This window comes from Citrobacter sp. RHBSTW-01044, from assembly GCF_013781945.1.
Taxonomy (GTDB): Bacteria; Pseudomonadota; Gammaproteobacteria; order Enterobacterales; family Enterobacteriaceae; genus Citrobacter; species Citrobacter braakii.
Map to the genome: position 1 here is coordinate 688458 of NZ_CP056180.1, position 25162 is coordinate 713619.

Below are 25162 nucleotides of genomic sequence, written 5' to 3' on the forward strand. Positions count from 1 at the left end.
TCGGGTTTGTTACAGGAAAAGATTTCCTGCGTGTTAATCGCCAGTTTTTCATGGAGTTTATATGTCATTCAGTCGGCGTCAGTTCATTCAGGCATCGGGGATCGCACTGTGTGCAGGTGCTGTTCCGCTGAAGGCTAATGCTGCCGGTCAGCAACAACCGTTACCCGTACCTCCGCTGCTGGAGTCCCGTCGGGGGCAGCCGTTATTTATGACGCTGCAACGCGCCCACTGGTCCTTCACGCAAGGCACGCGCGCACCTGTCTGGGGGATTAACGGTCGCTACCTGGGACCGACGATCCGCGTCTGGAAAGGGGATGACGTCAAGCTTATCTACAGCAACCGTCTGACTGAAAATGTCTCGATGACTGTCGCTGGATTACAGGTGCCAGGCCCGCTGATGGGCGGCCCGGCGCGCATGATGTCCCCTAATGCAGACTGGGCACCAGTGCTGCCGATTCGTCAGAATGCCGCTACGCTGTGGTATCACGCCAATACGCCAAATCGTACTGCCCAGCAGGTTTATAACGGTCTTGCCGGAATGTGGCTGATTGAAGATGAAGTGAGTAAATCACTGTCTATTCCCAACCACTACGGCGTGGATGATTTTCCGATCATTATCCAGGACAAGCGTCTGGACAACTTTGGTACGCCGGAATATAGCGAACCCGGCAGCGGTGGTTTTGTCGGTGATACCCTGCTGGTCAACGGGGCGCAAAGCCCGTATGTCGAAGTCTCTCGCGGCTGGGTGCGTTTGCGTTTGCTGAACGCTTCAAACTCACGTCGTTACCAGTTGCAAATGAGCGATGGCCGCGCGCTGCATGTGATTTCCAGCGATCAGGGCTTTTTACCTGCGCCCGTTTCGGTGAAGCAGCTCTCGCTGGCGCCTGGCGAGCGCCGTGAGATCCTGGTGGATATGACTAACGGAAATGAGGTCTCTATCACCTGTGGTGAGGCGGCCAGCATTGTCGACAGGATCCGCGGATTCTTTGAGCCTTCCAGTATTCTCATCTCCACGCTGGTATTGACGCTGCGCCCGACCGGTCTCCTGCCGCTGGTGACCGACAGTCTGCCAATGCGCCTGCTGCCAACGGAAATCCTCAGTGGTTCACCGATTCGCAGCCGTGATATCAGTCTGGATGACGATCCCGGCATCAACGGTCAGCTGTGGGACGTCAACCGCATGGATATTACCGCTCAGCAGGGCTCCTGGGAGCGCTGGACGGTACGAGCGGATATGCCTCAGTCTTTCCATATCGAAGGCGTCTCGTTCCTGATCCGTAATGTGAATGGCGCAATGCCGTTCCCGGAAGACCGGGGCTGGAAAGATACCGTCTGGGTCGACGGCCAGGTTGAATTACTGGTCTACTTCGGACAACCTTCCTGGGCTCATTTCCCGTTCTACTTTAACAGTCAGACGCTGGAAATGGCGGATCGTGGCTCGATCGGACAGATGTTGGTGAACCCGGCGCCGTAATGCGCCGGAGTTTCCGTTACGCCCGCCAGAACATGCGCGAGAACAGGATCAGAATGGGGTAAATCTCCAGACGCCCCATGATCATGGCCGCGCACATCAGAAGTTTTGCCTCCTCGTTTAAGGTGCCAAACGTCGTTGCGGTGATGCCAAATCCCAGCCCCATGTTATTGATGCAGGCGGCAACGGTGGCGAAAGAGGAGAAGAGATCGTAGCCCATCAGATTGAGCGCCCAGATAAAAAAGCTGGTAAATAAAACGTAGAGAAAGAAAAAGCTCCATACCGAACGCACTACTCGGTCGCTTACCACGTTATTGCCCACTTTGATATTCAGCAGGGCGCGAGGATGCGCGAGCTGATGTAACTCCTGACGGCATTGCTTGAACATAATCAAAAAACGCAGCACCTTAATCCCCCCGCAGGTCGAGCCGACACAACCGCCGAAGAAACTGGCGCTGAGCAGCATGAATATCGTGTGCGAAGGCCACTGCGCATAATCCGCCGTCGACAGGCCATTATCTGTCAGCATCGAACTGGCCAGAAAAAAGGCATGCACCAGGCTGTCCGTCATCCCGTACATACCCGCCCGCCAGACCTGCCAGGTGGCGATCAGGGTGACAACCAGCGCAATAAGCAGAAAGAAACGCAGCTCGGCATTACGACGAAAGGGCTTAAAGGTACGTTTCACAATAGCAACGTACCAGAGGGTGAAGTTAAACGCAGACAGCAGTGAAAACAGTCCGGCGACTAACTCAATAGCGTGGCTGTTATAAAAGCCGATGCTCTCACTACGGGTGGAAAATCCGCCGAGAGAGACCGTCGACAGCCCGTGGCATAAGGCATCGAAAAACGACATCCCGGCAATCCAGTAGGCCAGAGTACAAATAAGGCCGAGAATGACGTAGGTCAGCCACAGCGTACGTGCGGTATCAGCAAGCCTTGGCGTGAGGCGTTCTTCTTTAAAGGGACCTGGCATTTCAGACTGATACAGCTTCATACCACCAATACCCAGCAGGGGTAATACCGCCACGGCAAGGACAATAACCCCCAGGCCGCCAATAAAATTGAGCTGAGCCCGATAGTACAGATACGATTTCGGCAAGGCGCTGACGTCGTCAATCACCGTAGCGCCAGTGGTGGTTATCCCGGAAACCCCTTCGAACAGGGCATCGGCAAAGGGGAGATTTAAGCCATCGTCCATCCACATCGGCATGGCGCTGATAAACGAAAACAGCAGCCAGAACAGGACGATGATGACAAATCCATCCCGGGTTCGTAGTTGAATTCCTGCATGTTTGGTTGCCAGCCACGCTCCACCGCCGAGGGTAAAGAACGTCATAAATGTGCTGAAAAAAGCGAAAAAGCTCCGCTCTTTATTTAACAGAGCAATGGTCATCGGCGGCAGCATGGAGAAGCTGTAGAGAAGAACCAGAAATCCGCACAGGTGAACAACTACCCGTAACTGGGAAATATGCAGTGAATCGTTGAGTCGCAATGAAAAATCCCCCGCCGAAAAAGAGTTATCTCAGCTGGCCGGCATGGTGTTAATTATGAATGATAAAAATGGGCGTCGTAAAATTTAACAATTTAAATCACTTTCTACTTGTCTGACTCAGACTCCACTTCATTTCTTGCCGACATACAGCGTATAATCCCCGGCCTTTGATTATTTTTTTACCATTTTTGGAAGCACTATGAGCGCAATATCCCTGATCCAGCCGGACAGAGACCTTTTCTCCTGGCCGCAGTACTGGGCTGCCTGTTTTGGCCCGGCACCATTTTTGCCGATGTCACGCGACGAAATGGACCAACTTGGCTGGGATAGCTGCGACATCATTCTGGTTACCGGCGATGCATACGTCGATCATCCCAGCTTTGGCATGGCAATTTGCGGCCGTATGCTGGAAGCGCAGGGCTTTCGTGTTGGGATTATCGCCCAGCCGGAGTGGAACAACAAAGACGATTTTATGCGTTTGGGTAAACCGAACCTGTTCTTTGGTGTAACCGCAGGCAACATGGATTCGATGATCAACCGTTATACCGCCGATCGCCGACTGCGCCATGACGATGCTTATACGCCAGACAACGTGGCGGGCAAACGCCCGGACCGCGCGACGCTGGTCTATACCCAGCGCTGTAAGGAAGCATGGAAAGATGTGCCGGTTATTCTCGGCGGTATTGAGGCCAGCCTGCGCCGTACCGCGCACTACGACTACTGGTCTGATACCGTTCGTCGCTCCGTGCTGGTGGATTCAAAAGCCGACATGCTGATGTTCGGTAACGGCGAACGTCCGCTGGTGGAAGTGGCGCATCGTCTGGCGATGGGTGAAACTATCGATCAGATCCGCGACGTGCGTAACACCGCGATTATGGTTAAAGAAGCGCTGCCGGGCTGGAGTGGGGTGGATTCCACGCGTCTCGACACGCCGGGCAAAATTGACCCGATCCCGCATCCATACGGCGAGGATTTGCCGTGTGCCGACAACAAACCTGTCGCACCGAAAAAGCAGGAAGCGAAAGCGGTAACCGTACAGCCGCCGCGCCCGAAACCGTGGGAAAAAACCTACGTGCTGCTGCCGTCCTTCGAAAAAGTGAAGGGCGATAAAGTGCTGTATGCACATGCGTCGCGTATCCTGCACCACGAAACCAACCCAGGCTGTGCGCGCGCGCTGATGCAAAAGCATGGCGATCGCTACATCTGGATCAACCCGCCAGCCATTCCGCTCTCTACCGAAGAAATGGACAGCGTCTTTGCGCTGCCGTACAAGCGCGTGCCGCATCCGGCGTATGGCGACAGCCGCATTCCGGCCTACGAGATGATCCGTTTCTCGATCAACATTATGCGTGGCTGTTTTGGCGGCTGCTCGTTCTGTTCGATCACCGAGCATGAAGGCCGCATTATCCAGAGCCGCTCTGAAGACTCGATCATCAATGAAATCGAAGCTATTCGCGACACCGTTCCGGGCTTTACCGGCGTGATTTCCGATCTCGGCGGCCCAACGGCGAACATGTATATGCTGCGCTGTAAGTCACCGCGTGCGGAGCAAACCTGCCGTCGTTTGTCATGCGTCTACCCGGATATCTGTCCGCATATGGATACCAACCACGAGCCGACGATTAACCTCTATCGCCGTGCGCGTGATTTGAAAGGCATTAAAAAGATCCTTATCGCTTCAGGTGTGCGCTATGACATCGCGGTTGAAGATCCGCGCTATATCAAAGAGCTGGCGACCCACCACGTGGGCGGCTATCTGAAGATTGCGCCAGAGCATACTGAAGAAGGCCCGCTGTCGAAGATGATGAAGCCGGGGATGGGCAGCTACGATCGCTTTAAGGAATTGTTCGACACCTACTCTAAACAGGCCGGTAAAGAGCAGTACCTGATCCCGTACTTTATTTCTGCGCATCCTGGGACGCGTGACGAGGATATGGTGAATCTGGCGCTGTGGCTGAAGCAACGTCGTTTCCGTCTGGATCAGGTGCAGAACTTCTATCCATCACCATTGGCGAACTCCACAACCATGTATTACACCGGGAAAAACCCGCTGGGTAAAATTGGTTACAAGAGTGAAGACGTGGTGGTGCCGAAAGGTGATAAACAGCGTCGTCTGCATAAAGCGCTGCTGCGTTACCATGATCCAGCCAACTGGCCGTTAATCCGCCAGGCGCTGGAAGATATGGGGAAAAAGCATCTGATCGGTGGTCGTCGCGAATGTCTGGTTCCGGCGCCTACGCTGGAAGAGATGCGCGAAGCGCGTCGCCAGAACCGTCATACCCGTCCGGCGTTGACCAAGCACACGCCTGTGGCGCATCAGCGCCAGACGCCTGCCGCGAACAAAAAACGTGGGAAAGTAGCAGGGCGCTAATCTGTCTTGCCCGGGAGTGAAATGTTTACCGGGCCTGAAAGACCGTCGGCCGGATAAGGTGCCATCTGGCGGAAGTGTTCAGTAATTATGCCTCACGAATTCTGGCCGCTAATGCGGCCAGTTTTGCATCATCCGCCCGTTCATGATCGTGTGACGACAGATATCCTTCATACTGCTCGAAAAATTGGTTCTGCTGCGATTCAATCGGCTTCCAGTGGGGCAGATCGCATGGGACTCAATTAGCTGTGCACGTGGTCTACGTCGAAATTCAAATCAGTAAAGGCCCGACGAGAGGTCGGGCAGGAGAGAAGGGGTTAACCGCCGAACTGGTCCGGGTCTGGTCCCAGACGTTTGCCCTGATCGAGCTTTGCGATTTCGCCTAATTCATCTTTATCCAGGCGGAAGTCCCAGACGTTAAAGTTTTCTGCGATACGCGCAGGGGTGACTGATTTCGGAATAACCACCAGGCCGCTATCCAGATGCCAGCGGATGACAATCTGCGCCGGTGATTTGCCATATTTCTCCGCGAGATCGCGGATAATCTTTTGATCAAAGACGTCTTTGCCGCCCTGCGCCAGCGGGCTCCAGGATTCGGTCTGGATTTTATGCGTTGCGTTCCAGGCGTGCAGTTGGCGCTGTTGCATAAGCGGATGAAGTTCTATCTGGTTAATCACCGGTGGTACGCCGGTTTCATCCATCAGTCGCTGGAGATGATTGATCTGAAAGTTACACACGCCGATGCTCTTAATCAGCCCTTCTTTTTGCAGATCGATCATGCTTTCCCACGCTTCAACGTAGTGGTCGATCGCCGGCACTGGCCAGTGCATCAGATAAAGATCGAGGTAATCGAGCTGGAGTTTCTCCATGCTTTCGAGCAAGGCTTCCCGAGGGCGTTTCTGGTCATCATTCCACAGCTTGGTGGTGATGAATAACTCTTCCCGCGGTACGCCCGCATCGCGTATTGCTTTGCCGACACCTTCTTCGTTTTTGTACGCTGCAGCGGTATCAATTGAGCGATACCCCACTTCCAGCGCTTTATGAATGGCGGTGATGACCTCTTCGTTACTTGCCTTCCAGACCCCCAGGCCCAGCTGCGGCATGACGTTACCATCCTGTAGTTTAATAATGGTTGGACCGGTCATAATTCCTCCCCTGAATTGAGTTTACCGAGGCAAGCCCCGGTAAGTTAGGTGTGACTTAAGTCTGGCCTATCCTCGTCATACTTCAAGCTGCATATGCGTTGGCTTTATTACTCGACCCATCCATGGGCCTCGTCCTTTCAAGGCCGCTGCAAGCAGCGTTCAAATCTGCTCCCGGCAGGTTTGTCGTTTCACCCCCAGTCACTGACTTATGTAAGCTCCTGGGGATTCTCTCCTTTGCCGCCTTTATGCAACTCGAAATATTTAGAATATAAATACCCAAAAATGAAAGGCGGAGGTGAAAAAACCTTAGCGGGCAGCTTCGTAAATCCGACGGCTGACCTCGAGCGTAATGTCCTGATGTTCGCCCAGTTTCGTACCGCCGTGCGCTTGCAGTTTTTCCAGTAGCGCCGGGATGGAACTACCGTCCAGGCCGTAGTCAGACAGACGAGTCGGTACGCCCATTTGTTCGAAGAAAGCGCGGGTTGCGGCAATAGCGGCGTCGATGCGTTGGTCATCGGAACCTTCGGTGATATTCCAGATACGCTCTGCGTATTGCAGCAGTTTGGCACGTTTGGTATCGCGTTTTTCATTCCACAGCGCTGGCAGAACGATAGCCAATGTTTGAGCATGATCCAGACCGTGCATTGCGGTCAGTTCGTGGCCCAGCATATGCGTTGCCCAGTCTTGTGGTACGCCTGCGCCAATCAGACCGTTCAGCGCCTGGGTTGCCGCCCACATAACGTTCGCACGCACGTTGTAATTTTCCGGCTCCTGCAATGCTTTCGGGCCTTCTTCTACCAGCGTAAGCAGAATACCTTCGGCAAAGCGATCCTGAATTTTCCCGTCTACCGGATAAGTCACATACTGCTCAACGGTATGTACGAAGGCATCTACGACGCCGTTCGCAACCTGACGCGGCGGCAGGGTATAGGTGTAAACCGGATCCAGCACGGCGAATACCGGCTGCACAAATGGGGTCATAAAGGCCAGCTTATCGCCGGTGGTTTTACGCGAAATGACCGCGCCGGAGTTAGATTCAGAGCCGGTTGCTGGCAGGGTTAATACGGAGCCCATCGGGATAGCGCTTGTTACGTCGTTGCCGTGGGTTTCCAGAATACGCCATGGATCGATGCCGTCAGCGTATTGTGCCGCAGCCGCGATGAATTTGGTGCCATCCAGCACCGAACCGCCGCCTACCGCCAGCAGGAACGTCACTTTCTCATCACGCACGATTTTTACCGCGTTCATCAGCGTTTCATAAGACGGGTTCGGCTCAATACCGCCAAACTCCAGCACGTCCAGGCCTTTCAGCGCATCCTGAACCTGTGCCAGGACACCGGTTTTTTTCACGCTACCGCCGCCATAGGTAACCAATACGCGAGCATCCTGAGGGATTTGATCGCGCAGCTCAGCAATCGCACCTTTACCAAACAGAATGCGGGTTGGGGTATGGAGATTAAAGTTGTTCATTGCTCGTTCCCTTATGTGGGTAAAAAAAGAGGGCAGGAGAGTGTCTGCCGGATGATGAACATTGTGGTCGTCAGCCGCGCTGCTCTCAATGCTCATTTCTGCCGATGTCTTGCCCATTTCTACAGACTGCTGGAGAAAACGGATAAATCTGCGCATTATGTCAGGGTTGCAAACCGATGATGAAATGGTGCTCTATGAACCGTGATGAGATCTGCCTTCTGCTGACAGATAAAATTAAGCAGCTGAAAAACAATGAAAATAAACTCAGCGAACTGCTGCCAGATGTCCGCCTGCTGCACGGCACTGAGCCGGCAGCGCGTACACCGGTAATGTATCAGCCAGGAATCATATTTCTCTTTTCGGGACATAAAATTGGTTATATCAATGAACGTGTATTTCGTTATGACGCCAACGAATACCTGTTGCTAACCGTACCGTTACCCTTTGAATGTGAAACGTATGCAACGCCGGAGGTTCCCCTGGCCGGTATCTACCTGAATGTCGATATTCTGCAATTGCAGGAGCTGTTGATGGACATTGGGGAAGATGAGCTGTTCCAGCCCGCCATGGCGGCCAGCGGGATCAACTCCGCGACGCTTTCTGACGAAATACTGTGCGCCGCTGAGCGCCTGCTGGATGTGATGGAGCGACCGCTGGATGCGCGTATTCTGGGGAAACAGATTATTCGCGAGATCCTCTACCATGTGTTGACCGGGCCGCGCGGCGGCGCATTACTGGCGCTGGTTAGCCGCCAGACGCATTTCAGTTTGATAAGCCGGGTGCTGAAGCGCATTGAAACCAAATACACCGAAAATCTCAATGTCGAACAACTGGCGGCAGAAGCGAACATGAGCGTGTCGGCGTTTCATCATAATTTTAAAGCGGTGACCAGCACGTCGCCGCTGCAATACCTGAAGAGTTATCGTCTGCATAAAGCACGGATGATGATGATCCACGACGGGATGAAGGCCAGTGCGGCTGCCATGCGCGTCGGCTATGAGAGCGCATCGCAATTCAGTCGGGAATTCAAACGTTTCTTTGGCGTAACACCGGGGGAGGATGCAGCCAGAATTCGAATGATGCAGGGGAGTTAAACTTGCTCAGCGCTGGCCTGATAAGCGAAACGTCATCAGGCGAAAATGCCGGGGGAACCCCGGCCTACGGTTAATACTCAGGCGCTACAGTATTTTTTTTTAATCACGACAAACAGGGTACCCAACAGACCCGCGGTTAACAGGGCAATCGGCAGGATCATTAAAAAGGTCATCACCTGATCTTCATGGCGTTTGACGAACGGGATCATGCTCAGCGCATAGCCAAAGCCGGTGACGACGGTGACCCACAGCAGACCGCTCAGCCAGTTAAAAAACTGGAACCGACGGTTTGGCAGACCCGAAATTCCCGCCATTGTTGGCAGCAAGGTACGAACGAATGCCAGGAAACGCCCAGCCAGGAGTGCCATCAGCCCGTGTTGGTCAAACATGCAGGTAGCGCGCTGATGATATTTATCAGGTAATTGCGCCAGCCAGCCTTTTACCGTCCGCGTGTTGCCCAGCCAGCGTCCCTGAATGTAGCTCAGCCAGCAGCCCAGACTGGCTGCGGCAGTCAGAATAGCTATGGTAGGTATAAAACTCATCACGTCCTGAGCGATCAGCGCCCCTGCCAGCAATAACAGGCTGTCTCCGGGTAAAAAGGAGGCAGGCAGCAGGCCATTTTCTAAAAACAGTGTGGCGAACATTACGAAGTACACCACGCTCACAACGTGCGGATCCGCCAACGCGGCAAAATCGTGTTGCCAAAGCGCGGAGACAATATCTTGAATGACTACCATGGACTTTCCTGTGGAACAGCGTTTATGTGTGGATTGTACTCCTGAATTGTCCGGGATGCCTTGATCCCGGACGCAACAATTGCAGACTTTTCCACCAGAAGTGTCTGCATATATGTCCATCTATGGCAATTTTACTCGATTCGGGCAAATCCTGCGGCCAAATCGGCAATCAGATCGTCAACATTCTCTAAACCGATATGCAAACGGATGAGCGTTCCACTGAAGTCCACCTCGCCTTGCGGACGGATTGCCGCAATGTGTTCCGGCTGATTAGCGAGAATCAGCGACTCAAAACCGCCCCAGGAGTAGGCCATGCTGAACAGGCTGAAGTGGTCGAGATACGCGGCCAGCTCTTCATGATTTAGTTTCTTATTCAATACAAATGAGAACAGTCCGCTGCTGCCGGTGAAATCACGCTTCCAGAATTCGTGGCCTTTACTGCCGGGTAGCGCGGGGTGGTTCACGCGGGCGACCTGCGGATGGCTGGCCAGCCACTCGGCGACCTTTAAGCTGCTTTCATGATGTTGGCGCAGGCGAACGCTTAGCGTACGCAGTCCGCGGCTGGTCATATAGGCGGTATCGGCGTCCAGCATTTGCCCCATCAGATAGGCATTTTCGCGCAGTTGATCCCAGCAACGGGCATTAGCTACCGCAGTGCCGACCATGGCGTCGGAATGGCCAATCAGATATTTGGTACCAGCCTGAATAGAAATATCGATGCCAAAATCCAGCGCTTTGAACAGCACCCCGGCAGCCCAGGTGTTATCAATTATGATGATCGCATCCGGCGCGACGCTTCTGACGGCGGCAACAATAGCTGGGACATCATGTACTTCCATGGTGACAGAGCCGGGAGATTCCAGAAATACGACTTTAGTGTTCGGCTGTATGTGCTTCACAATATCGGCACCAACCAGCGGATCGAACCATCCGGTGGACACGCCGAGTTTGCCGAGAATTTTGGTGCAGAAATCCTGGCTGGGTTCATAGGCGGTGTTGGTCATCAGCACATGATCCCCTTGTTCCACAAAGGCGAGGATGGTGTTGGCAACGGCCGCCGCGCCGCAGGGGAATAACGCACAACCCGCGCCGCCTTCCAGTTCACACATTGCCTCCTGCAGGGAAAAATGCGTCAGGGTTCCGCGACGTCCATAGAAAAGCGCACCGTTAGCACGGTTGTGCGTAGCCTGCTTTTTGGCCTCTACGGTATCAAACACTAGCGAAGAAGCGCGCTGGATCACGCTATTTACCGCGCCCAGCGTGTACTTTTTACTGCGTCCTGCGTGAACGAGTTTGGTTTCAAGTTGCTTATCTGCCATGTCGTCTTACCTGTTTTTATACGTCTGGATGTCTAAACTACCATGAATCAAAGATGACGCATCCTGCAGAACGGTCATACAGTAGAAAATAATCTCAAAATGCTTCTGGTGACTTTTTTACTGCGTAAGCGCAAGGAAAAGAAACCAAAGGTGCGGCAATATGTAAATAGTAATGAGAACGACTATCAATTCGACGTCGTTTTGATATCATTACGCTCAGATTTTGTGATTTGCGTCCTGGAGATACAGAGTGGGTAATAATTTGATGCAGACGGATCTTTCCGTCTGGGGTATGTATCAGCACGCCGATATCGTGGTTAAGTGCGTGATGATTGGGCTGATTTTGGCATCAGTGGTCACCTGGGCTATCTTCTTTAGTAAGAGCCTTGAGTTCTTTACTCAGAAACGCCGCCTTAAGCGTGAACAGCAACTGCTGGCGGACGCCCGCTCTTTAGACCAGGCAAATGAGATTGCTGCAGGATTTGATGGCAAAAGCCTGGGCGCACAGTTGATTTACGAAGCGCAGAACGAACTGGAATTGTCAGAAGGCAGCGACGACAACGAAGGTATTAAAGAGCGTACCGGCTTCCGTCTGGAGCGTCGTGTGGCGGCGGTAGGTCGTCATATGGGACGTGGTAACGGCTACCTGGCCACCATCGGGGCTATCTCTCCATTTGTGGGTCTGTTCGGTACCGTATGGGGCATCATGAATAGCTTCATCGGGATTGCACAAACCCAAACGACCAACCTGGCCGTTGTTGCGCCGGGTATCGCAGAAGCACTGTTAGCGACGGCGATCGGTCTGGTCGCGGCAATTCCTGCGGTTGTTATCTACAACATTTTCGCACGTCAGATTGGCAGCTATAAAGCGATGCTGGGCGATGTCGCGGCACAGGTATTGTTGCTGCAAAGTCGCGATCTGGACCTGAACGCTAGCGCTTCTGCCCATCCGGTACGTGCAGCGCAGAAATTACGTGTAGGATAATGTTCCATGGCAATGAGCTTTAATGAAAACCTGGACGATAACGGTGAAATGCATGAAATCAACGTGACGCCGTTTATCGATGTTATGTTGGTTTTATTGATCATCTTTATGGTGGCCGCACCGTTGGCAACGGTGGATGTGAAGGTGAATCTCCCGGCTTCCACCAGCACGCCGCAGCCGCGTCCGGAAAAACCGGTTTACCTGTCTGTTAAAGCCGATAAGAGTATGTTTATTGGCAACAATCAGGTGACGGATGACACCATGATTAGCGAATTAAATACGCTGACCGATGGGAAGAAAGACACCACGATTTTCTTCCGTGCGGATAAAACCGTCGATTATGAAACCATGATGAAAGTTATGGATACGCTGCATCAGGCGGGTTTCCTGAAGATTGGTCTGGTCGGTGAAGAGACCGTGAAAGCGAAGTAATCCTGATTGCCGGGTAATGGTTGTTGCCTTACCCGGCCTTCCTCTCCTGATTTAACTCTCCCCACACGCCCTTATCTGTCCTCATCCAGTGCGACTGCCGTTATCCTGGTGGGTTCGTAGTTCCCTTCAGACAGTTTACGCGTCAGGCGTAAGGTGGCTGTTTCTCGCTTGAGTATATGCTGGTATGTGCTCTCCAGCCGGGCCATGATTTTGTCCCGTAGTTCTGGTTGCTGCTCCATAATGGCTTCAATCGCGGCGCCATAGATCTCTTCTTTAGCCTGCAGCGCATAAATTTCGCGACGATTTTGCCATTTCAGCCGCACCAGCGCGGCGGGAATAGAGACTATCTCCTGGGCAACGCTTTCCAACGTCGCATTTTTATTGGCAATCAATACGGCCAAATTTTGCTTTAAGACAAACTCATCGCTTTTATGGTCATCTAAAGCCAAATAAACATTATTATCCTCAACATCTTTCATTTTATTTCTCTTCCAGAGAATAAAAAATAGGATCGCTGGTCTCACGCGTAATTAAATTAAGCCAAATTTTATTGCCCTGTTCATTTACGCTGGCTGTTTTTGTCGATAAAATTTTACTTAATTCTTGAGCGTTAATGTCGCCTTCCGCTTGTAGTGAATTGAGCAGGCGAGTGAAGGACTCAATTTTTGCGGCACGAAACAGGCGCTCTTTTAAATGGCGATCGCACTCTTCAAATAACATATTGCGCGCCTGGCCGTTAGCGGTAGAGCTAATCAAAATATCGGGTTCGTAATCGCTTAATGTTCTCTTTCCCTGAGTCAAATTTTCACTATTATCTGTGGAACTGGTATTAGTAGATGAGCTGGATAAGTGAAAACGCGAGGGAACAAGATGCTCGGGAAGCATGTTGAAATATCCTTTGATGCCAATGATATGTTGTTCTAAATAAACCAGGCTGCGTTGACAATAGCATGGCGTAATTTTAAAATCAAAAAAAATGGAGCCAGTATATGAACAGTATATTTTATTCTGTTATTACCCTGCTATTGCTTACCTGCGGGGTACTTTTGTTGATGCGCAGTGCAAATAAAAACCGATATGCAGAAAATGGGCACTCTGAAAACCAGCCGGAAATGCTGAGTAAAGAAGAGGGGGAAGATCATTTTTCGGTACTGATGAATTCGATTACCCCAGTATGGTATTGGCGCGTTAATCACGAATATATCGATTTTATCCACTCAACGATCAAGCGGATGACAATGGTGGAGCTAAATGAGACGCCAGGGCTATTTGATGCACAGCGGCGTTGTAGCGATCTCAACTCTGCGGTGTATAAATATTACGACAATATAAAAAAGCGCTGTCTGAGCGGTGAGAAAGTCCCGCATGCCGATCTGGATGTGCTTAACTTACGCCAGTGCTTCAGGGAGTTCAGTCTGGAGGCTTATCCTGCGCTTGTCGCGCTGGTGTGGCCGGAATTTCAACGTCCAGAGATCAAAGCGGAAGAGGTGTGAAGGGATTGGCTGGCCCTGTTACGTGCCGGGGAGGCTAACGCCGCTTCCCGGCACAGAGTTACAAACGGCTATTTGTCAGATGAGGCCTGCCACAGGTTCAGCTTACCATCCGCGACATGCTTATCGATCTGCGCCAGTTCTTCGGCGCTGAACGTCAGGTTAGCCAACGCCTGAACGTTCTCCTCCAGTTGCTCCGGTCGGCTGGCGCCAATTAATACCGACGTCACCCGGTTGTCTTTCAGCAGCCAGCTTAAGGCCATTTGCGCCATCGACTGTCCGCGCTGTTGCGCCATCTCATTGAGCAAACGCAGGCTGTTAAGGTTTTCTTCCGTCAGCATATTTTCCGTCAGCCCACGAACTTTTTTCCCTTCACGCTGCATGCGTGAACCTTCCGGAATGCCGTTGAGGTATTTCCCCGTCAGCAGCCCCTGGGCCAGCGGCGTAAATGCGATGCAGCCCATGCCGTTGGATTCCAGCGTATCCAGCAGACCGCTGCTGTCTACCCAACGGTTAAGCAGGTTGTAAGAAGGCTGGTGGATCAGCAGCGGAATTTTCCATTCCCGCATCAGCTCGGCCATTTTCTGCGTACGCTCCGGAGAATAGGATGAGATGCCGACATACAGCGCTTTACCGCTTTGCACCGCATGGGCCAGCGCTGAGGCGGTTTCTTCCATTGGCGTATTTTCGTCAACGCGGTGCGAGTAGAAGATATCGACATAGTCGAGGCCCATGCGTTTCAGGCTCTGGTCGAGGCTGGCGAGCAGGTATTTGCGCGAACCGCCAGAACCGTATGGCCCTGGCCACATGTCATAGCCTGCCTTGGTGGAGATGATCAGTTCATCACGATAGTGTGCAAAATCCTCGCGCAATAATCGGCCAAAATTCTCTTCTGCGCTGCCCGGAGGCGGCCCGTAGTTATTGGCTAAATCAAAATGCGTGATGCCTAAATCAAATGCTTTACGCAGCAGAGCGCGCTGTGAATCCAGCGCCTGAACGTGCCCAAAACTGTGCCACAAACCCAGCGATAGTGCGGGTAAACGTAAACCGCTGCGCCCGCAGTAGCGATAGAGCATCTGCTCGTAACGTTCAGGATTGGCAAACCAGTCCATGAGATCTCCTTAGTGCAGGTGAATTTCGAAACAACGTTTCTATTCTAGCGGGTTCATGATGAATATCCCGTTCACCAGGTCACACTGGAATGAAAAACTGGGCAAAAACAGACCACTGTGCTTTGCTTAAAAAAACATCGATCCGGAGTGCTGCCATGTCGCGTCTAACTGCCAAAGACTTTCCGCAAGAATTGCTCGACTACTATGACTATTACGCTCATGGCAAAATAACGAAACGCGAGTTTCTCAATCTTGCTGCGAAATATGCAGTCGGTGGTATGACGGCGCTGGCATTATTCAATGTGTTGAAACCCAATTATGCCCTCGCAACGCAGGTGGAGTTCACCGATCCTGATATCCTGGCGGAATACATGACTTACCCTTCACCTGAAGGGCATGGTGATGTGCGTGGGTATCTGGTCAAACCTGCGAAAGCGACGGGGAAAGTTCCGGCGGTAGTGGTGGTGCATGAGAATCGTGGGCTGAATCCGTATATTGAGGATGTGGCACGGCGGGTGGCAAAGGCGGGCTATATTGCGCTCGCGCCTGATGGCTTAAGTTCAGTAGGGGGCTATCCTGGCAATGATGATAAAGGTCGGGAGTTGCAGCAGCAGGTTGACCCGGTAAAGCTGATGAACGACTTTTTTGCCGCCATTGAATTTATGCAGCGTTATTCAGGCGCGACGGGAAAGGTGGGTATCACCGGATTTTGCTACGGTGGCGGCGTATCGAATGCCGCAGCCGTTGCTTTTCCTGAACTGGCCTGCGCAGTGCCTTTTTATGGGCGTCAGGTTCCTGCATCAGATGTCCCTAAAATAAAAGCGCCTTTATTACTGCACTATGCGCAATTAGATACCCGAATTAATGAGGGATGGCCCGCCTATGAAGCGGCGCTCAAAGCCAATAAGAAAGTCTATGAGGCATATATCTATCCCGGCGTTAATCATGGTTTTCATAATGACTCGACACCGCGTTATGATAATGCTGCCGCTGATTTGGCCTGGGAGCGTACTCTTGCATGGTTTAACAAATATTTACGATAGAAAACAAGGGATTATTTAATGCTTCAGGTTAATTATCTGAATAATAATGCTAGCTAATTTCATTAGCATTCATGTTGATATAGTGTAAATAATATTGGATGCACTTAAGAAAGTAAAAAAATAAAGAATGCATTATATCTTCTCTGTTGCCTGCCGATAACAAGGATAAGTATCGCCTGATGGCGAATTCCTCATCAACGGCAAGGAAATTATTATGCGTTTGCTGAAAAACTTCACTATTCGTATTGTCATGTTGGCAATACTGGGACTTTTTTGCCTGCTCTGGTCGGGCGTGGGTTTATTCAGTCTTCATTCTTTATCAAAAATATCTGAAGGCAATGATATTGACCGTCATCTTGTCCATCAGATGACGGTCCTCAGTCAGGGGAACGATCAGTATTTTCGCTTCGTAACGCGCTTAAGTCGCGCCATGGATGTCAAAATGAGCGGCGGAACGCCTGATTTTGCACCAGCGCAGCAGTCCCTGGAGAATATGAGCAAAAAACTCCAGGAGATGAAAACGTTGTCTCCGGGGCCTATGGATCCGGACGTTGCCGCGGCGGTACTGACGAAGTGGCAGGCGCTGCTGGATAACGGGGTGATTCCGCAAATGCAACTGGCGCAGCAGGGCACGCTTACGGCCTTTGCGGAGCATGCCAGCACCGTTACGCCAGCGCTAAGCCGTGAATTTGGCGCCAGTGCCGAACGTTTTAACGCCACGGCAGGTGAGCGGCTTGATACCACGCGTGTCATGGTCGATGGCAAAACGTCTATCATCCGGACGCTAATTATTACCGCCGTGATCCTCGGTATTGCTCTCCTGTTCTTCACAGATCGTTACCTCGTCGCCATGATGGTGAAACCCCTGGGACGTATCCGCCAGCAGTTCCAGCAGATTGCTCAGGGCGATCTCAGCCATCCAATCGAAGATTTTGGCCGTAACTGCGTGGGCCAACTGGTGCCGTTATTGTGCGCGATGCAGGACAGCCTGCGCGAAGCCGTCAGTACAATTCGCTCAGGTAGTGACAACATCTGGCGAGGGGCTACGGAAATTTCCACCGGCAATAACGATCTCTCATCGCGTACTGAGGAGCAGGCTGCGGCGCTGGAAGAGACCGCTGCCAGCATGGAGCAACTGACCGCAACGGTAAAACTGAACGCCGAAAACGCGCGTGAAGCCAGCCAGCTTGCCGATACGGCGACAGAAACGGCAGGTAAAGGGAGCAGCCTGGTTTCAGAAGTGGTTGAGACGATGGACGGCATTGCCGCCAGCTCTAAACAGATCGCGGAAATTACGTCTGTTATCAATAGCATTGCCTTCCAGACCAATATTCTGGCGCTGAACGCGGCAGTTGAAGCTGCCAGAGCAGGTGAGCAGGGGCGTGGTTTTGCCGTTGTTGCCGGTGAGGTGCGTAACCTTGCCAGCCGTAGCGCCGGGGCGGCGAAAGAGATTGAGACGCTGATTGGCGAATCGTCGCGTCGCGTCGATCAGGGCGCTCGACTGGTTAAAGAGACGGGATTAACCATGGAGGCGATTCTGCGCGGAGCCACCGAAGTGACCGTTATCATGAAGCAAATTGCTTCTGCCTCAGAAGAACAGAATAAGGGCATCTCGCAGGTGAGCGTGGCGATCACGCAGATGGACAGCGTAACGCAACAGAACGCCGCGCTGGTAGAGCAAGTTTCCGCCGCAGCTGTGGCGCTTGAACGGCAAACGGAAGAGCTGCAACGCTCGGTACAACAGTTCCGCCTTTCAGCAAACGATGTGCAGTACGCCGCCGCCAGCACCGCTTCCCCTTCAGCAGACAGCAAAACGTCTGCAGCCGCTAAAAAGGATGAATGGGTGTCCTTTTAAGCGGGCATAAAAAAGTACGTGATACCTCTGGTCTTTGCTTAAAAAATCGCTATATAATTTATTATATAGCGATTGGAGGTTATGCATGGACAACCATTTTGGAAAAGGCTTGATGGCCGGATTAAACGCGTCAAGTGCGGATAGCGCACGCACGGCGGCCAATTTTTGTGCTGATTATAAACGCGGTTTTGTGCTGGGGTTTTCTCATCGAATGTTTGAAAAAACGGGCGATCGACAGCTCAGCGCGTGGGAAGCGGGGATCCTCACGCGTCGCTATGGGCTGGATAAAGAGATGGTTATGGATTTCTTTAAAGAGAACCAGTCCAGTACAACAATTCGTTTTTTCATGGCTGGCTATCGTCTCGAAGCTTGATCCGAAAGGGGTATTATCTTGCTTTAATTAATTACACTATTGACCTACGCCTTCGTTTTGTTGCTCCGCCGAAGTATTATAATGCACATAACCATATAAAAAGTGTGGTAAATGGCGCGCCGATCGCAATATGCAACATGCGAAAGGTGCAAAATAAAAGCCAGGTCTTCGCAACGGAATAACTATAAAATGACTGGAGATAACTCTCTCATCAATTCGAACGGCATCAATCGCCGTGATTTCATGAAGCTTTGTGCAGCACTGGCCGCTACCATGGGGCTCAGTAGCAAAGCCGCCGCAGAAATGGCCGAATCAGTTTCTCGTCCTCAGCGTCCACCGGTTATCTGGATTGGTGCGCAGGAGTGTACGGGTTGTACTGAATCGCTACTTCGCGCGACACACCCTACAGTGGAAAACCTCGTTCTGGAGACAATCTCTCTGGAATACCATGAGGTACTCTCTGCCGCCTTCGGCCACCAGGTCGAAGAGAATAAACATAACGCTCTGGAGAAGTACAAAGGGCAATATGTTTTGGTTGTAGATGGTTCTATCCCACTGAAAGACAATGGTATTTACTGCATGGTTGCCGGTGAGCCGATCGTAGATCACATCCGCCGGGCCGCAGAAGGCGCTGCCGCTATCATTGCCATCGGCTCTTGTGCCGCGTGGGGTGGTGTTGCTGCTGCTGGCGTTAACCCAACGGGTGCCGTCGGCTTGCAGGAAGTTCTGCCAGGCAAAACCATCATCAACATCCCCGGCTGTCCTCCGAACCCGCACAACTTCCTTGCAACGGTCGCGCATATCATCACTTACGGTAAGCCGCCGAAGCTGGATACCAAAAACCGTCCTACATTTGCCTATGGTCGTTTGATTCACGAACACTGCGAACGTCGCCCGCACTTCGATGCAGGTCGTTTTGCTAAAGAGTTTGGCGATGAAGGTCACCGTGAAGGATGGTGCCTCTACCATCTGGGCTGTAAAGGACCAGAAACCTACGGCAACTGCTCAACGCTGCAATTCTGCGATGTTGGCGGCGTGTGGCCGGTGGCTATCGGTCACCCTTGCTACGGCTGTAACGAAGAAGGTGTCGGTTTCCATAAAGGTATTCACCAGCTTGCTCATGTGGAAAACCAAACACCGCGTTCCGAGAAACCTGACGTCAATATGAAAGAAGGCGGCAATATTTCTGCCGGGGCGATTGGGCTGCTTGGTGGCGTAGTAGGACTGGTTGCCGGTGTCAGCGTGATGGCGGTTCGTGAACTGGGGCGTCAGCAGAAGAAAGATAACGCTGACTCACGGGGAGAATAACCGTGAACAGACGTAACTTTATTAAAGCAGCCTCCAGCGGGGCATTGCTGTTGGGCGCTGCGCCGTCCATCAGCCATGCGGCTGCAGAAAACCGTCCGCCGATCCCTGGTTCTCTTGGGATGCTCTATGACTCGACGCTGTGCGTAGGCTGCCAGGCCTGTGTCACCAAGTGTCAGGATATCAACTTCCCGGCGCGTAACCCGGAAGGCGAGCAGACCTGGTCGAACAACGACAAACTGTCACCGTATACCAATAACATCATCCAGGTGTGGCGTAGCGGAACAGGCGTTAACAAAGACCAGGAAGAAAACGGCTACGCATACATTAAGAAGCAGTGCATGCACTGTGTCGATCCGAACTGCGTCTCCGTTTGCCCGGTCTCCGCGCTGAAGAAAGATCCGAAAACTGGCATCGTCCACTATGACAAAGATGTCTGCACGGGCTGTCGTTACTGCATGGTCGCCTGCCCGTACAATGTGCCTAAGTATGACTACAACAACCCGTTTGGTGCGCTTCACAAATGTGAACTGTGTAACCAGAAAGGTGTTGAGCGTCTGGATAAAGGCGGTTTACCGGGTTGTGTTGAAGTGTGCCCTGCCGGTGCGGTGATTTTTGGTACGCGTGAAGAGCTGATGGCTGAGGCGAAAAAACGTCTCGCGCTGAAGCCTGGCAGCGAATACCACTATCCGCGTCAGACGGTGAAAGCAGGCGATACCTATCTGCATACGGTACCGAAGTATTACCCCCATCTGTACGGCGAGAAAGAGGGTGGTGGTACACAGGTTATGGTACTGACGGGCGTTCCTTACGAGGATTTGGATCTGCCAAAACTGGATGATCTTTCAACCGGTGCGCGTTCCGAACATGTTCAACATTCCTTGTACAAGGGCATGATATTACCCCTGGCTGCGCTGGCGGGCTTAACCGTGCTGGTTCGTCGTAACACGAAAAACGACCATCACGATGGAGGAGACGATCATGAGTCATGATCCTAAACCGCTGGGCGGAAAAATAATCAGCAAACCGGTCATTATTTTTGGGCCGCTTATCGTCCTGTGTATGCTCCTGATCGTGAAACGTCTGGTCTTCGGATTGGGCTCAGTCTCCGATCTGAACGGCGGTTTCCCATGGGGTGTATGGATCGCGTTTGACCTGCTGATTGGTACCGGCTTCGCGTGCGGTGGCTGGGCTCTGGCGTGGGCGGTGTATGTTTTCAACAGAGGACAATACCATCCACTGGTACGTCCGGCGCTGTTGGCGAGCCTGTTTGGCTACTCGCTGGGTGGTCTGTCGATCACCATTGACGTCGGTCGTTACTGGAACCTGCCGTATTTCTACATTCCGGGCCACTTCAACGTGAACTCGGTACTGTTCGAAACGGCGGTCTGTATGACCATATATATCGGCATCATGGCGCTGGAATTTGCTCCGGCTCTGTTTGAACGTCTGGGGTGGAAAGTCTCTCTCAAACGTTTGAATAAAGTGATGTTCTTTATCATTGCCCTTGGCGCGCTGCTGCCAACTATGCACCAGTCTTCAATGGGTTCATTGATGATTTCTGCGGGCTATAAGGTGCATCCGCTATGGCAAGCTTATGAAATGTTGCCGCTTTTCTCCGTATTAACCGCTTTTATTATGGGCTTCTCGATCGTCATCTTCGAAGGCTCGTTGGTACAAGCCGGGCTGAAAGGTAATGGTCCGGACGAGAAAAGTTTGTTCATCAAGCTGACGAATACCATCAGTGTGCTGTTGGCGATTTTCGTGGTCCTGCGCTTTGGCGAACTGATCTATCGCGACAAGCTGTCCTATGCGTTCTCAGGCGATCTTTACTCCCTGATGTTCTGGATTGAAGTCGTGCTGATGGTCTTCCCGCTGGTGGTGCTGCGCGTCACTAAGCTGCGTAACGACTCGCGTATGCTGTATCTGTCTGCGCTGAGCGCATTGTTGGGTTGTGCGACATGGCGTCTGTCCTATTCGCTGGTGGCGTTCAATCCAGGTGGTGGCTACCACTACTTCCCGACCTGGGAAGAACTGTTGATTTCTATTGGTTTTGTGGCTATTGAGATTTGTGCATACATCGTACTCATTCGTCTACTGCCGATACTTCCTCCTTTAAAACAAAACGATCAAAATCGTCATGAGGCGAGCAAAGCATGAGCCAGAGAATTACTATTGATCCGGTAACCCGTATTGAGGGTCATTTACGCATCGACTGCGAAATCGAAAATGGCGTGGTATCTAAAGCATGGGCTTCCGGTACCATGTGGCGCGGCATGGAAGAGATCGTGAAAAACCGCGATCCGCGCGATGCCTGGATGATTGTGCAGCGTATCTGTGGCGTTTGTACTACCACTCACGCTATCTCTTCCGTTCGTGCAGCAGAAAGCGCGCTGAATATTGATGTTCCGGTGAACGCACAGTATATCCGTAACATCATTCTGGCCGCGCACACCACGCATGACCACATTGTTCACTTCTATCAGCTCTCTGCGCTGGACTGGGTGGATATCACCTCTGCACTGAAAGCAGATCCAGCGAAAGCGTCTGCCATGCTGAACGGCGTGTCCTCCTGGCACCTGAACAGCGCAGAAGAGTTCACTAAGGTTCAGAACAAGATCAAAGACCTTGTTGCCAGCGGTCAGTTAGGCATTTTTGCCAACGGTTGCTGGGGTCACCCGGCGATGCAGCTGCCGCCAGAAGTGAACCTGATTGCGGTCGCTCACTACCTGCAGGCGCTGGAATGCCAGCGTGATGCTAACCGTGTTGTGGCGCTGTTGGGCGGTAAAACGCCGCACATTCAGAACCTGGCGGTAGGCGGGGTTGCTAACCCAATTAACCTCGACGGCCTTGGCGTGCTGAACCTTGAGCGCCTGATGTATATCAAGTCCTTTATCGATAAGCTGAGCGACTTCGTTGAGCAGGTTTACAAGGTTGATACCGCAGTTATTGCTGCGTTCTACCCTGAGTGGCTGGAACGTGGTCAAGGTGCGGTTAACTATCTGAGCGCACCGGAATTCCCGACTGACGGTAAAAACGGCAGCTTCCTGTTCCCGGGTGGTTACATCACCAATGAAGATCTGTCGACCTATCGTCCGATCACCTCTCACTCCGATGAGTACCTGATCAAAGGGATTCAGGAGAGTGCGAAACACGCGTGGTACAAAGACGAAGCGCCGCAGGCTCCGTGGGAAGGCACAACGGTTCCTGATTACACTGGTTGGTCAGATGACGGCAAGTACTCCTGGGTTAAAGCACCGACCTTCTACGGTAAAACGGTTGAAGTGGGTCCGCTGGCCAACATGCTGTGTAAACTGGCGGCCAAACGCGAGTCTACCCATGCCAAGCTGAATGAAATCATCGCGATTTACACCAAGCTGACCGGTAAAACTATCGAAGTGTCACAGCTGCACTCTACGTTGGGCCGTATTATTGGCCGTACCGTTCACTGCTGTGAACTGCAGAACGTTCTGCAGGATCAGTACAACGCGCTGATTGTGAACATCGGCAAAGGCGACCACACCACCTTCGTGAAACCGGATATCCCGGCAACGGGTGAATTTAAAGGTGTCGGTTTCCTCGAAGCGCCGCGCGGTATGCTGTCTCACTGGATGGTGATCAAAGATGGCATTATCAGCAACTACCAGGCGGTAGTACCGTCAACCTGGAACTCTGGCCCACGTAACTTTAATGATGAAGTGGGACCGTATGAGCGCTCGCTGGTAGGTACGCCGATTGCCGATCCAAACAAACCGCTGGAAGTGGTTCGTACCATTCACTCCTTCGACCCTTGTATGTCATGTGCGGTGCATGTGGTGGACGTTGATGGGAACGAAGTGGTCTCAGTTAAGGTTCTGTAATGCGGATATTAGTCTTAGGGGTCGGCAATATTTTGCTGACCGACGAAGCCATCGGGGTACGTATCGTTGAAACATTAGAACAACGGTACGTCCTGCCAGACTTTGTTGATGTTCTGGACGGTGGTACGGCTGGGATGGAGCTTCTCGGTGATATGGCGAACAGAGATCATCTGATCATTGCTGACGCCATTGTGTCGAAGAAAAACACGCCAGGAACGATGATGGTCCTGCGGGATGAAGAGATCCCGGCGCTGTTTACCAACAAAATCTCACCGCACCAGCTTGGTCTGGCCGACGTATTGTCGGCCCTGCGTTTCACCGGCGAGTTTCCGAAAAAGCTGACGTTAGTCGGTGTTATTCCGGAATCGCTGGAGCCGCATATCGGACTAACGCCAACGGTTGAAGCGATGATTGAACCTGCGCTTGAGCAGGTTCTTGCCGCGCTTCGCGAATCAGGTGTTGAAGCGATCCCGCGGGAGGCGGCTCATGTCTGAGGAGTTTGTCGGTTTTCAGACGGCCCCGAAGATGCAAATTCAGGCAGCGTTTGAAGAGGTTGCCCGGCGTTCAATGCACGATCTCTCTTTCCTGCATCCGAACATGCCGGTATATGTCTCTGAATTTACGCTGTTTGAAGGACAGTGGACGGGGTGTGTTATCACGCCCTGGATGCTCAGCGCACTGATTTTCCCCGGACCGGACCAGATCTGGCCAGTGCGTAAAGTCAGCGAAAAAATCGGACTGCGTCTGCCGTATGGCGAGATGACCTTTACCGTTGGTGAACTGGAGGGCGTATCGCAATACCTTTCCTGCTCACTGATGTCGCCGCTTTCGCACAGTATGTCGGCGCAAGAAGGCATGCGTCTGACTGACGATTGCGCGCGAATGCTGTTATCGCTGCCGGTTAGCGATCCGAATGCGCCGCAGCTTAATCGCCGCGCGTTGCTGCTGGGTCGTCGGAACTGCGAAAATGCATGAGCTGTCCCTTTGTCAGAGCGCGGTTGAGATTGTTCAACAGCAGGCAGAGCAGCACGGTGTCAAACGTGTAACCGGTGTTTGGCTGGAAATCGGGGCGCTCTCCTGCGTTGAAGAGAGCGCCGTTCGTTTCAGTTTCGACATCGTCTGTCAGGGGACGCTGGCTCAGGGGTGTGAGCTGCATATTGATTACAAGCCAGCCCAGGCATGGTGCTGGGATTGCAGTCAGGTTGTGGAAATCACCCAGCATGATGCGCAGTGTCCACAATGTCAGGGCGATCGCCTGCGGGTTGATGCTGGCGATTCACTGAAAGTGAAAAGTATTGAAGTCGAATAACCCATAGGTTGCTATGGGGCGGAGTCAGATATGTGTATTGGAGTCCCTGGTCAGGTTCTGGCCGTTGGTGAAGATATTCACCAGCTTGCGCAGGTTGAAGTGTGCGGCATCAAACGTGATGTCAATATTGCCCTGATTTGTGAAGGTGATACAGCTGAGCTGGTCGGGCAATGGGTGCTGGTGCACGTAGGGTTCGCCATGAGCATCATTGATGAAGATGAAGCTAAAGCCACGTTAGACGCACTTCGCCGCATGGAGTACGACGTCACCAGCGCGTGACAAATCCTGAATGAAATTGC

25 protein-coding genes and 1 pseudogene are annotated in these 25162 nt (G+C 52.3%); 17 read left to right on the top strand and 9 right to left on the bottom strand.

Annotation, left to right across the window (positions count from 1 at the left end):
• The first annotated feature begins 61 nt into the window (after positions 1-61).
• Entirely contained in the window at positions 62-1474 is a 1413-nt protein-coding gene (gene ftsP / locus HV352_RS03390) for a cell division protein FtsP (RefSeq protein ID WP_109017387.1), read from the top strand.
• Positions 1475-1490: 16 nt separating this feature from the next.
• On the opposite strand, the gene HV352_RS03395 is transcribed toward ftsP, so the two are convergent.
• Positions 1491-2966 carry a TrkH family potassium uptake protein gene (locus tag HV352_RS03395; protein WP_181635191.1) on the bottom strand — a complete coding sequence of 492 codons (1476 nt, stop codon included), beginning with the start codon at positions 2964-2966 and terminating at the stop codon, positions 1491-1493.
• Positions 2967-3165: 199 nt separating this feature from the next.
• Here HV352_RS03395 and HV352_RS03400 point away from each other — a divergent pair, with 199 nt between their 5' ends.
• Positions 3166-5337: a YgiQ family radical SAM protein gene (locus tag HV352_RS03400; RefSeq protein WP_003024532.1), complete on the top strand. Its 2172-nt coding sequence runs from the start codon at positions 3166-3168 to the stop codon at positions 5335-5337.
• An 85-nt stretch (positions 5338-5422) separates the two neighbouring features.
• Here HV352_RS03400 and HV352_RS03405 read toward each other — a convergent pair.
• The 3 genes and pseudogenes from HV352_RS03405 to yqhD all read right to left on the bottom strand — a co-directional run.
• Positions 5423-5603, bottom strand: a pseudogene (locus tag HV352_RS03405) (hypothetical protein); the annotation flags it as partial.
• Positions 5604-5651: 48 nt separating this feature from the next.
• Positions 5652-6479, bottom strand: a complete 828-nt coding sequence (gene dkgA / locus HV352_RS03410) for a 2,5-didehydrogluconate reductase DkgA (protein ID WP_016154506.1) — start codon at positions 6477-6479, stop codon at positions 5652-5654.
• Positions 6480-6785: 306 nt separating this feature from the next.
• On the bottom strand, positions 6786-7949 hold the full coding sequence (yqhD, locus tag HV352_RS03415; protein ID WP_003838168.1) for an alcohol dehydrogenase: 1164 nt from the start codon (positions 7947-7949) through the stop codon (positions 6786-6788).
• A 194-nt stretch (positions 7950-8143) separates the two neighbouring features.
• On the opposite strand from yqhD, the gene HV352_RS03420 reads away from it, so the two are divergent.
• Complete coding sequence (locus HV352_RS03420; RefSeq protein ID WP_029139662.1) at positions 8144-9043, top strand: AraC family transcriptional regulator; 900 nt, start codon at positions 8144-8146, stop codon at positions 9041-9043.
• Between the two features lie 77 nt (positions 9044-9120).
• Here the strand turns inward: HV352_RS03420 and yghB are convergent, their stop codons facing one another.
• Positions 9121-9780, bottom strand: coding sequence for a DedA family general envelope maintenance protein YghB (gene yghB / locus HV352_RS03425; RefSeq protein ID WP_016154504.1), 660 nt, complete (start codon positions 9778-9780; stop codon positions 9121-9123).
• Positions 9781-9911: 131 nt separating this feature from the next.
• Positions 9912-11099 (bottom strand): cystathionine beta-lyase, encoded by a 1188-nt coding sequence (metC, locus tag HV352_RS03430; RefSeq protein WP_016157474.1) that lies wholly within the window; start codon positions 11097-11099, stop codon positions 9912-9914.
• A gap of 250 nt (positions 11100-11349) precedes the next feature.
• Between metC and exbB the strand changes: the two genes are divergently transcribed.
• Positions 11350-12084 carry a tol-pal system-associated acyl-CoA thioesterase gene (gene exbB, locus HV352_RS03435; protein ID WP_016154502.1) on the top strand — a complete coding sequence of 245 codons (735 nt, stop codon included), beginning with the start codon at positions 11350-11352 and terminating at the stop codon, positions 12082-12084.
• Positions 12085-12090: 6 nt separating this feature from the next.
• Positions 12091-12516: a TonB system transport protein ExbD gene (gene exbD / locus HV352_RS03440; RefSeq protein WP_016154501.1), complete on the top strand. Its 426-nt coding sequence runs from the start codon at positions 12091-12093 to the stop codon at positions 12514-12516.
• A 71-nt stretch (positions 12517-12587) separates the two neighbouring features.
• Here the strand turns inward: exbD and HV352_RS03445 are convergent, their stop codons facing one another.
• The gene (locus HV352_RS03445) at positions 12588-12995 is read right to left on the bottom strand and encodes a cytoplasmic protein (RefSeq protein ID WP_181635192.1); all 408 of its coding nucleotides are present in this window, start codon (positions 12993-12995) and stop codon (positions 12588-12590) included.
• A 1-nt stretch (position 12996) separates the two neighbouring features.
• A complete protein-coding gene (locus HV352_RS03450; protein ID WP_016154499.1) occupies positions 12997-13401 on the bottom strand; it encodes a hypothetical protein in 405 nt (134 codons plus the stop codon).
• A gap of 104 nt (positions 13402-13505) precedes the next feature.
• On the opposite strand from HV352_RS03450, the gene HV352_RS03455 reads away from it, so the two are divergent.
• Positions 13506-14009 (top strand): hypothetical protein, encoded by a 504-nt coding sequence (locus HV352_RS03455; protein WP_016154498.1) that lies wholly within the window; start codon positions 13506-13508, stop codon positions 14007-14009.
• Between the two features lie 68 nt (positions 14010-14077).
• Here the strand turns inward: HV352_RS03455 and HV352_RS03460 are convergent, their stop codons facing one another.
• Positions 14078-15118 (bottom strand): aldo/keto reductase, encoded by a 1041-nt coding sequence (locus HV352_RS03460; RefSeq protein ID WP_016154497.1) that lies wholly within the window; start codon positions 15116-15118, stop codon positions 14078-14080.
• Between the two features lie 155 nt (positions 15119-15273).
• Here HV352_RS03460 and yghX point away from each other — a divergent pair, with 155 nt between their 5' ends.
• The 11 genes from yghX (at position 15274) to hybG (ending at position 25142) form a co-directional block, all read left to right on the top strand.
• On the top strand, positions 15274-16161 hold the full coding sequence (yghX, locus tag HV352_RS03465; RefSeq protein WP_049268743.1) for a YghX family hydrolase: 888 nt from the start codon (positions 15274-15276) through the stop codon (positions 16159-16161).
• A 214-nt stretch (positions 16162-16375) separates the two neighbouring features.
• Complete coding sequence (locus tag HV352_RS03470; RefSeq protein ID WP_047414033.1) at positions 16376-18016, top strand: methyl-accepting chemotaxis protein; 1641 nt, start codon at positions 16376-16378, stop codon at positions 18014-18016.
• A gap of 85 nt (positions 18017-18101) precedes the next feature.
• Positions 18102-18389, top strand: coding sequence for a DUF2623 family protein (locus HV352_RS03475; protein WP_016154494.1), 288 nt, complete (start codon positions 18102-18104; stop codon positions 18387-18389).
• A 189-nt stretch (positions 18390-18578) separates the two neighbouring features.
• Positions 18579-19697, top strand: a complete 1119-nt coding sequence (hybO, locus tag HV352_RS03480; protein WP_016154493.1) for a hydrogenase 2 small subunit — start codon at positions 18579-18581, stop codon at positions 19695-19697.
• Between the two features lie 2 nt (positions 19698-19699).
• Positions 19700-20686: a hydrogenase 2 operon protein HybA gene (gene hybA / locus HV352_RS03485; RefSeq protein ID WP_003828357.1), complete on the top strand. Its 987-nt coding sequence runs from the start codon at positions 19700-19702 to the stop codon at positions 20684-20686.
• Positions 20676-21854: a Ni/Fe-hydrogenase cytochrome b subunit gene (hybB, locus tag HV352_RS03490; RefSeq protein WP_016154492.1), complete on the top strand. Its 1179-nt coding sequence runs from the start codon at positions 20676-20678 to the stop codon at positions 21852-21854. Before hybA ends, hybB begins: the two co-directional genes overlap by 11 nt.
• Positions 21851-23554 (top strand): hydrogenase 2 large subunit, encoded by a 1704-nt coding sequence (gene hybC, locus HV352_RS03495; protein ID WP_003024476.1) that lies wholly within the window; start codon positions 21851-21853, stop codon positions 23552-23554. The genes hybB and hybC overlap by 4 nt, the downstream gene beginning before the upstream one ends.
• Positions 23554-24048: a HyaD/HybD family hydrogenase maturation endopeptidase gene (locus HV352_RS03500; RefSeq protein ID WP_016154491.1), complete on the top strand. Its 495-nt coding sequence runs from the start codon at positions 23554-23556 to the stop codon at positions 24046-24048. Before hybC ends, HV352_RS03500 begins: the two co-directional genes overlap by 1 nt.
• Complete coding sequence (hybE, locus tag HV352_RS03505) at positions 24041-24529, top strand: hydrogenase-2 assembly chaperone (RefSeq protein ID WP_016154490.1); 489 nt, start codon at positions 24041-24043, stop codon at positions 24527-24529. Before HV352_RS03500 ends, hybE begins: the two co-directional genes overlap by 8 nt.
• The gene (gene hypA / locus HV352_RS03510; RefSeq protein WP_016157467.1) at positions 24522-24863 is read left to right on the top strand and encodes a hydrogenase maturation nickel metallochaperone HypA; all 342 of its coding nucleotides are present in this window, start codon (positions 24522-24524) and stop codon (positions 24861-24863) included. Before hybE ends, hypA begins: the two co-directional genes overlap by 8 nt.
• A 30-nt stretch (positions 24864-24893) precedes the next feature.
• Positions 24894-25142, top strand: coding sequence for a hydrogenase maturation factor HybG (gene hybG / locus HV352_RS03515; protein ID WP_003024459.1), 249 nt, complete (start codon positions 24894-24896; stop codon positions 25140-25142).
• The last annotated feature ends 20 nt before the right edge of the window (positions 25143-25162 follow it).

What these genes read in the sequence shown, in the direction of transcription:
- HV352_RS03455 (WP_016154498.1), top strand. Translation starts at nt 13,506, where the DNA reads ATGAACAGTATATTTTATTCTGTTATTACCCTGCTATTGCTTACCTGC.
- HV352_RS03400 (WP_003024532.1), top strand. Translation starts at nt 3,166, where the DNA reads ATGAGCGCAATATCCCTGATCCAGCCGGACAGAGACCTTTTCTCCTGG.
- HV352_RS03445 (WP_181635192.1), bottom strand. Translation starts at nt 12,995, where the DNA reads ATGAAAGATGTTGAGGATAATAATGTTTATTTGGCTTTAGATGACCAT.
- ftsP (WP_109017387.1), top strand. Translation starts at nt 62, where the DNA reads ATGTCATTCAGTCGGCGTCAGTTCATTCAGGCATCGGGGATCGCACTG.
- HV352_RS03500 (WP_016154491.1), top strand. Translation starts at nt 23,554, where the DNA reads ATGCGGATATTAGTCTTAGGGGTCGGCAATATTTTGCTGACCGACGAA.
- hybB (WP_016154492.1), top strand. Translation starts at nt 20,676, where the DNA reads ATGAGTCATGATCCTAAACCGCTGGGCGGAAAAATAATCAGCAAACCG.
- exbD (WP_016154501.1), top strand. Translation starts at nt 12,091, where the DNA reads ATGGCAATGAGCTTTAATGAAAACCTGGACGATAACGGTGAAATGCAT.
- HV352_RS03475 (WP_016154494.1), top strand. Translation starts at nt 18,102, where the DNA reads ATGGACAACCATTTTGGAAAAGGCTTGATGGCCGGATTAAACGCGTCA.
- HV352_RS03420 (WP_029139662.1), top strand. Translation starts at nt 8,144, where the DNA reads ATGAACCGTGATGAGATCTGCCTTCTGCTGACAGATAAAATTAAGCAG.
- hybC (WP_003024476.1), top strand. Translation starts at nt 21,851, where the DNA reads ATGAGCCAGAGAATTACTATTGATCCGGTAACCCGTATTGAGGGTCAT.
- HV352_RS03460 (WP_016154497.1), bottom strand. Translation starts at nt 15,118, where the DNA reads ATGGACTGGTTTGCCAATCCTGAACGTTACGAGCAGATGCTCTATCGC.
- dkgA (WP_016154506.1), bottom strand. Translation starts at nt 6,479, where the DNA reads ATGACCGGTCCAACCATTATTAAACTACAGGATGGTAACGTCATGCCG.
- yghB (WP_016154504.1), bottom strand. Translation starts at nt 9,780, where the DNA reads ATGGTAGTCATTCAAGATATTGTCTCCGCGCTTTGGCAACACGATTTT.
- yqhD (WP_003838168.1), bottom strand. Translation starts at nt 7,949, where the DNA reads ATGAACAACTTTAATCTCCATACCCCAACCCGCATTCTGTTTGGTAAA.
- hybO (WP_016154493.1), top strand. Translation starts at nt 18,579, where the DNA reads ATGACTGGAGATAACTCTCTCATCAATTCGAACGGCATCAATCGCCGT.
- HV352_RS03450 (WP_016154499.1), bottom strand. Translation starts at nt 13,401, where the DNA reads ATGCTTCCCGAGCATCTTGTTCCCTCGCGTTTTCACTTATCCAGCTCA.
- hypA (WP_016157467.1), top strand. Translation starts at nt 24,522, where the DNA reads ATGCATGAGCTGTCCCTTTGTCAGAGCGCGGTTGAGATTGTTCAACAG.
- HV352_RS03470 (WP_047414033.1), top strand. Translation starts at nt 16,376, where the DNA reads ATGCGTTTGCTGAAAAACTTCACTATTCGTATTGTCATGTTGGCAATA.
- yghX (WP_049268743.1), top strand. Translation starts at nt 15,274, where the DNA reads ATGTCGCGTCTAACTGCCAAAGACTTTCCGCAAGAATTGCTCGACTAC.
- hybE (WP_016154490.1), top strand. Translation starts at nt 24,041, where the DNA reads ATGTCTGAGGAGTTTGTCGGTTTTCAGACGGCCCCGAAGATGCAAATT.
- hybG (WP_003024459.1), top strand. Translation starts at nt 24,894, where the DNA reads ATGTGTATTGGAGTCCCTGGTCAGGTTCTGGCCGTTGGTGAAGATATT.
- metC (WP_016157474.1), bottom strand. Translation starts at nt 11,099, where the DNA reads ATGGCAGATAAGCAACTTGAAACCAAACTCGTTCACGCAGGACGCAGT.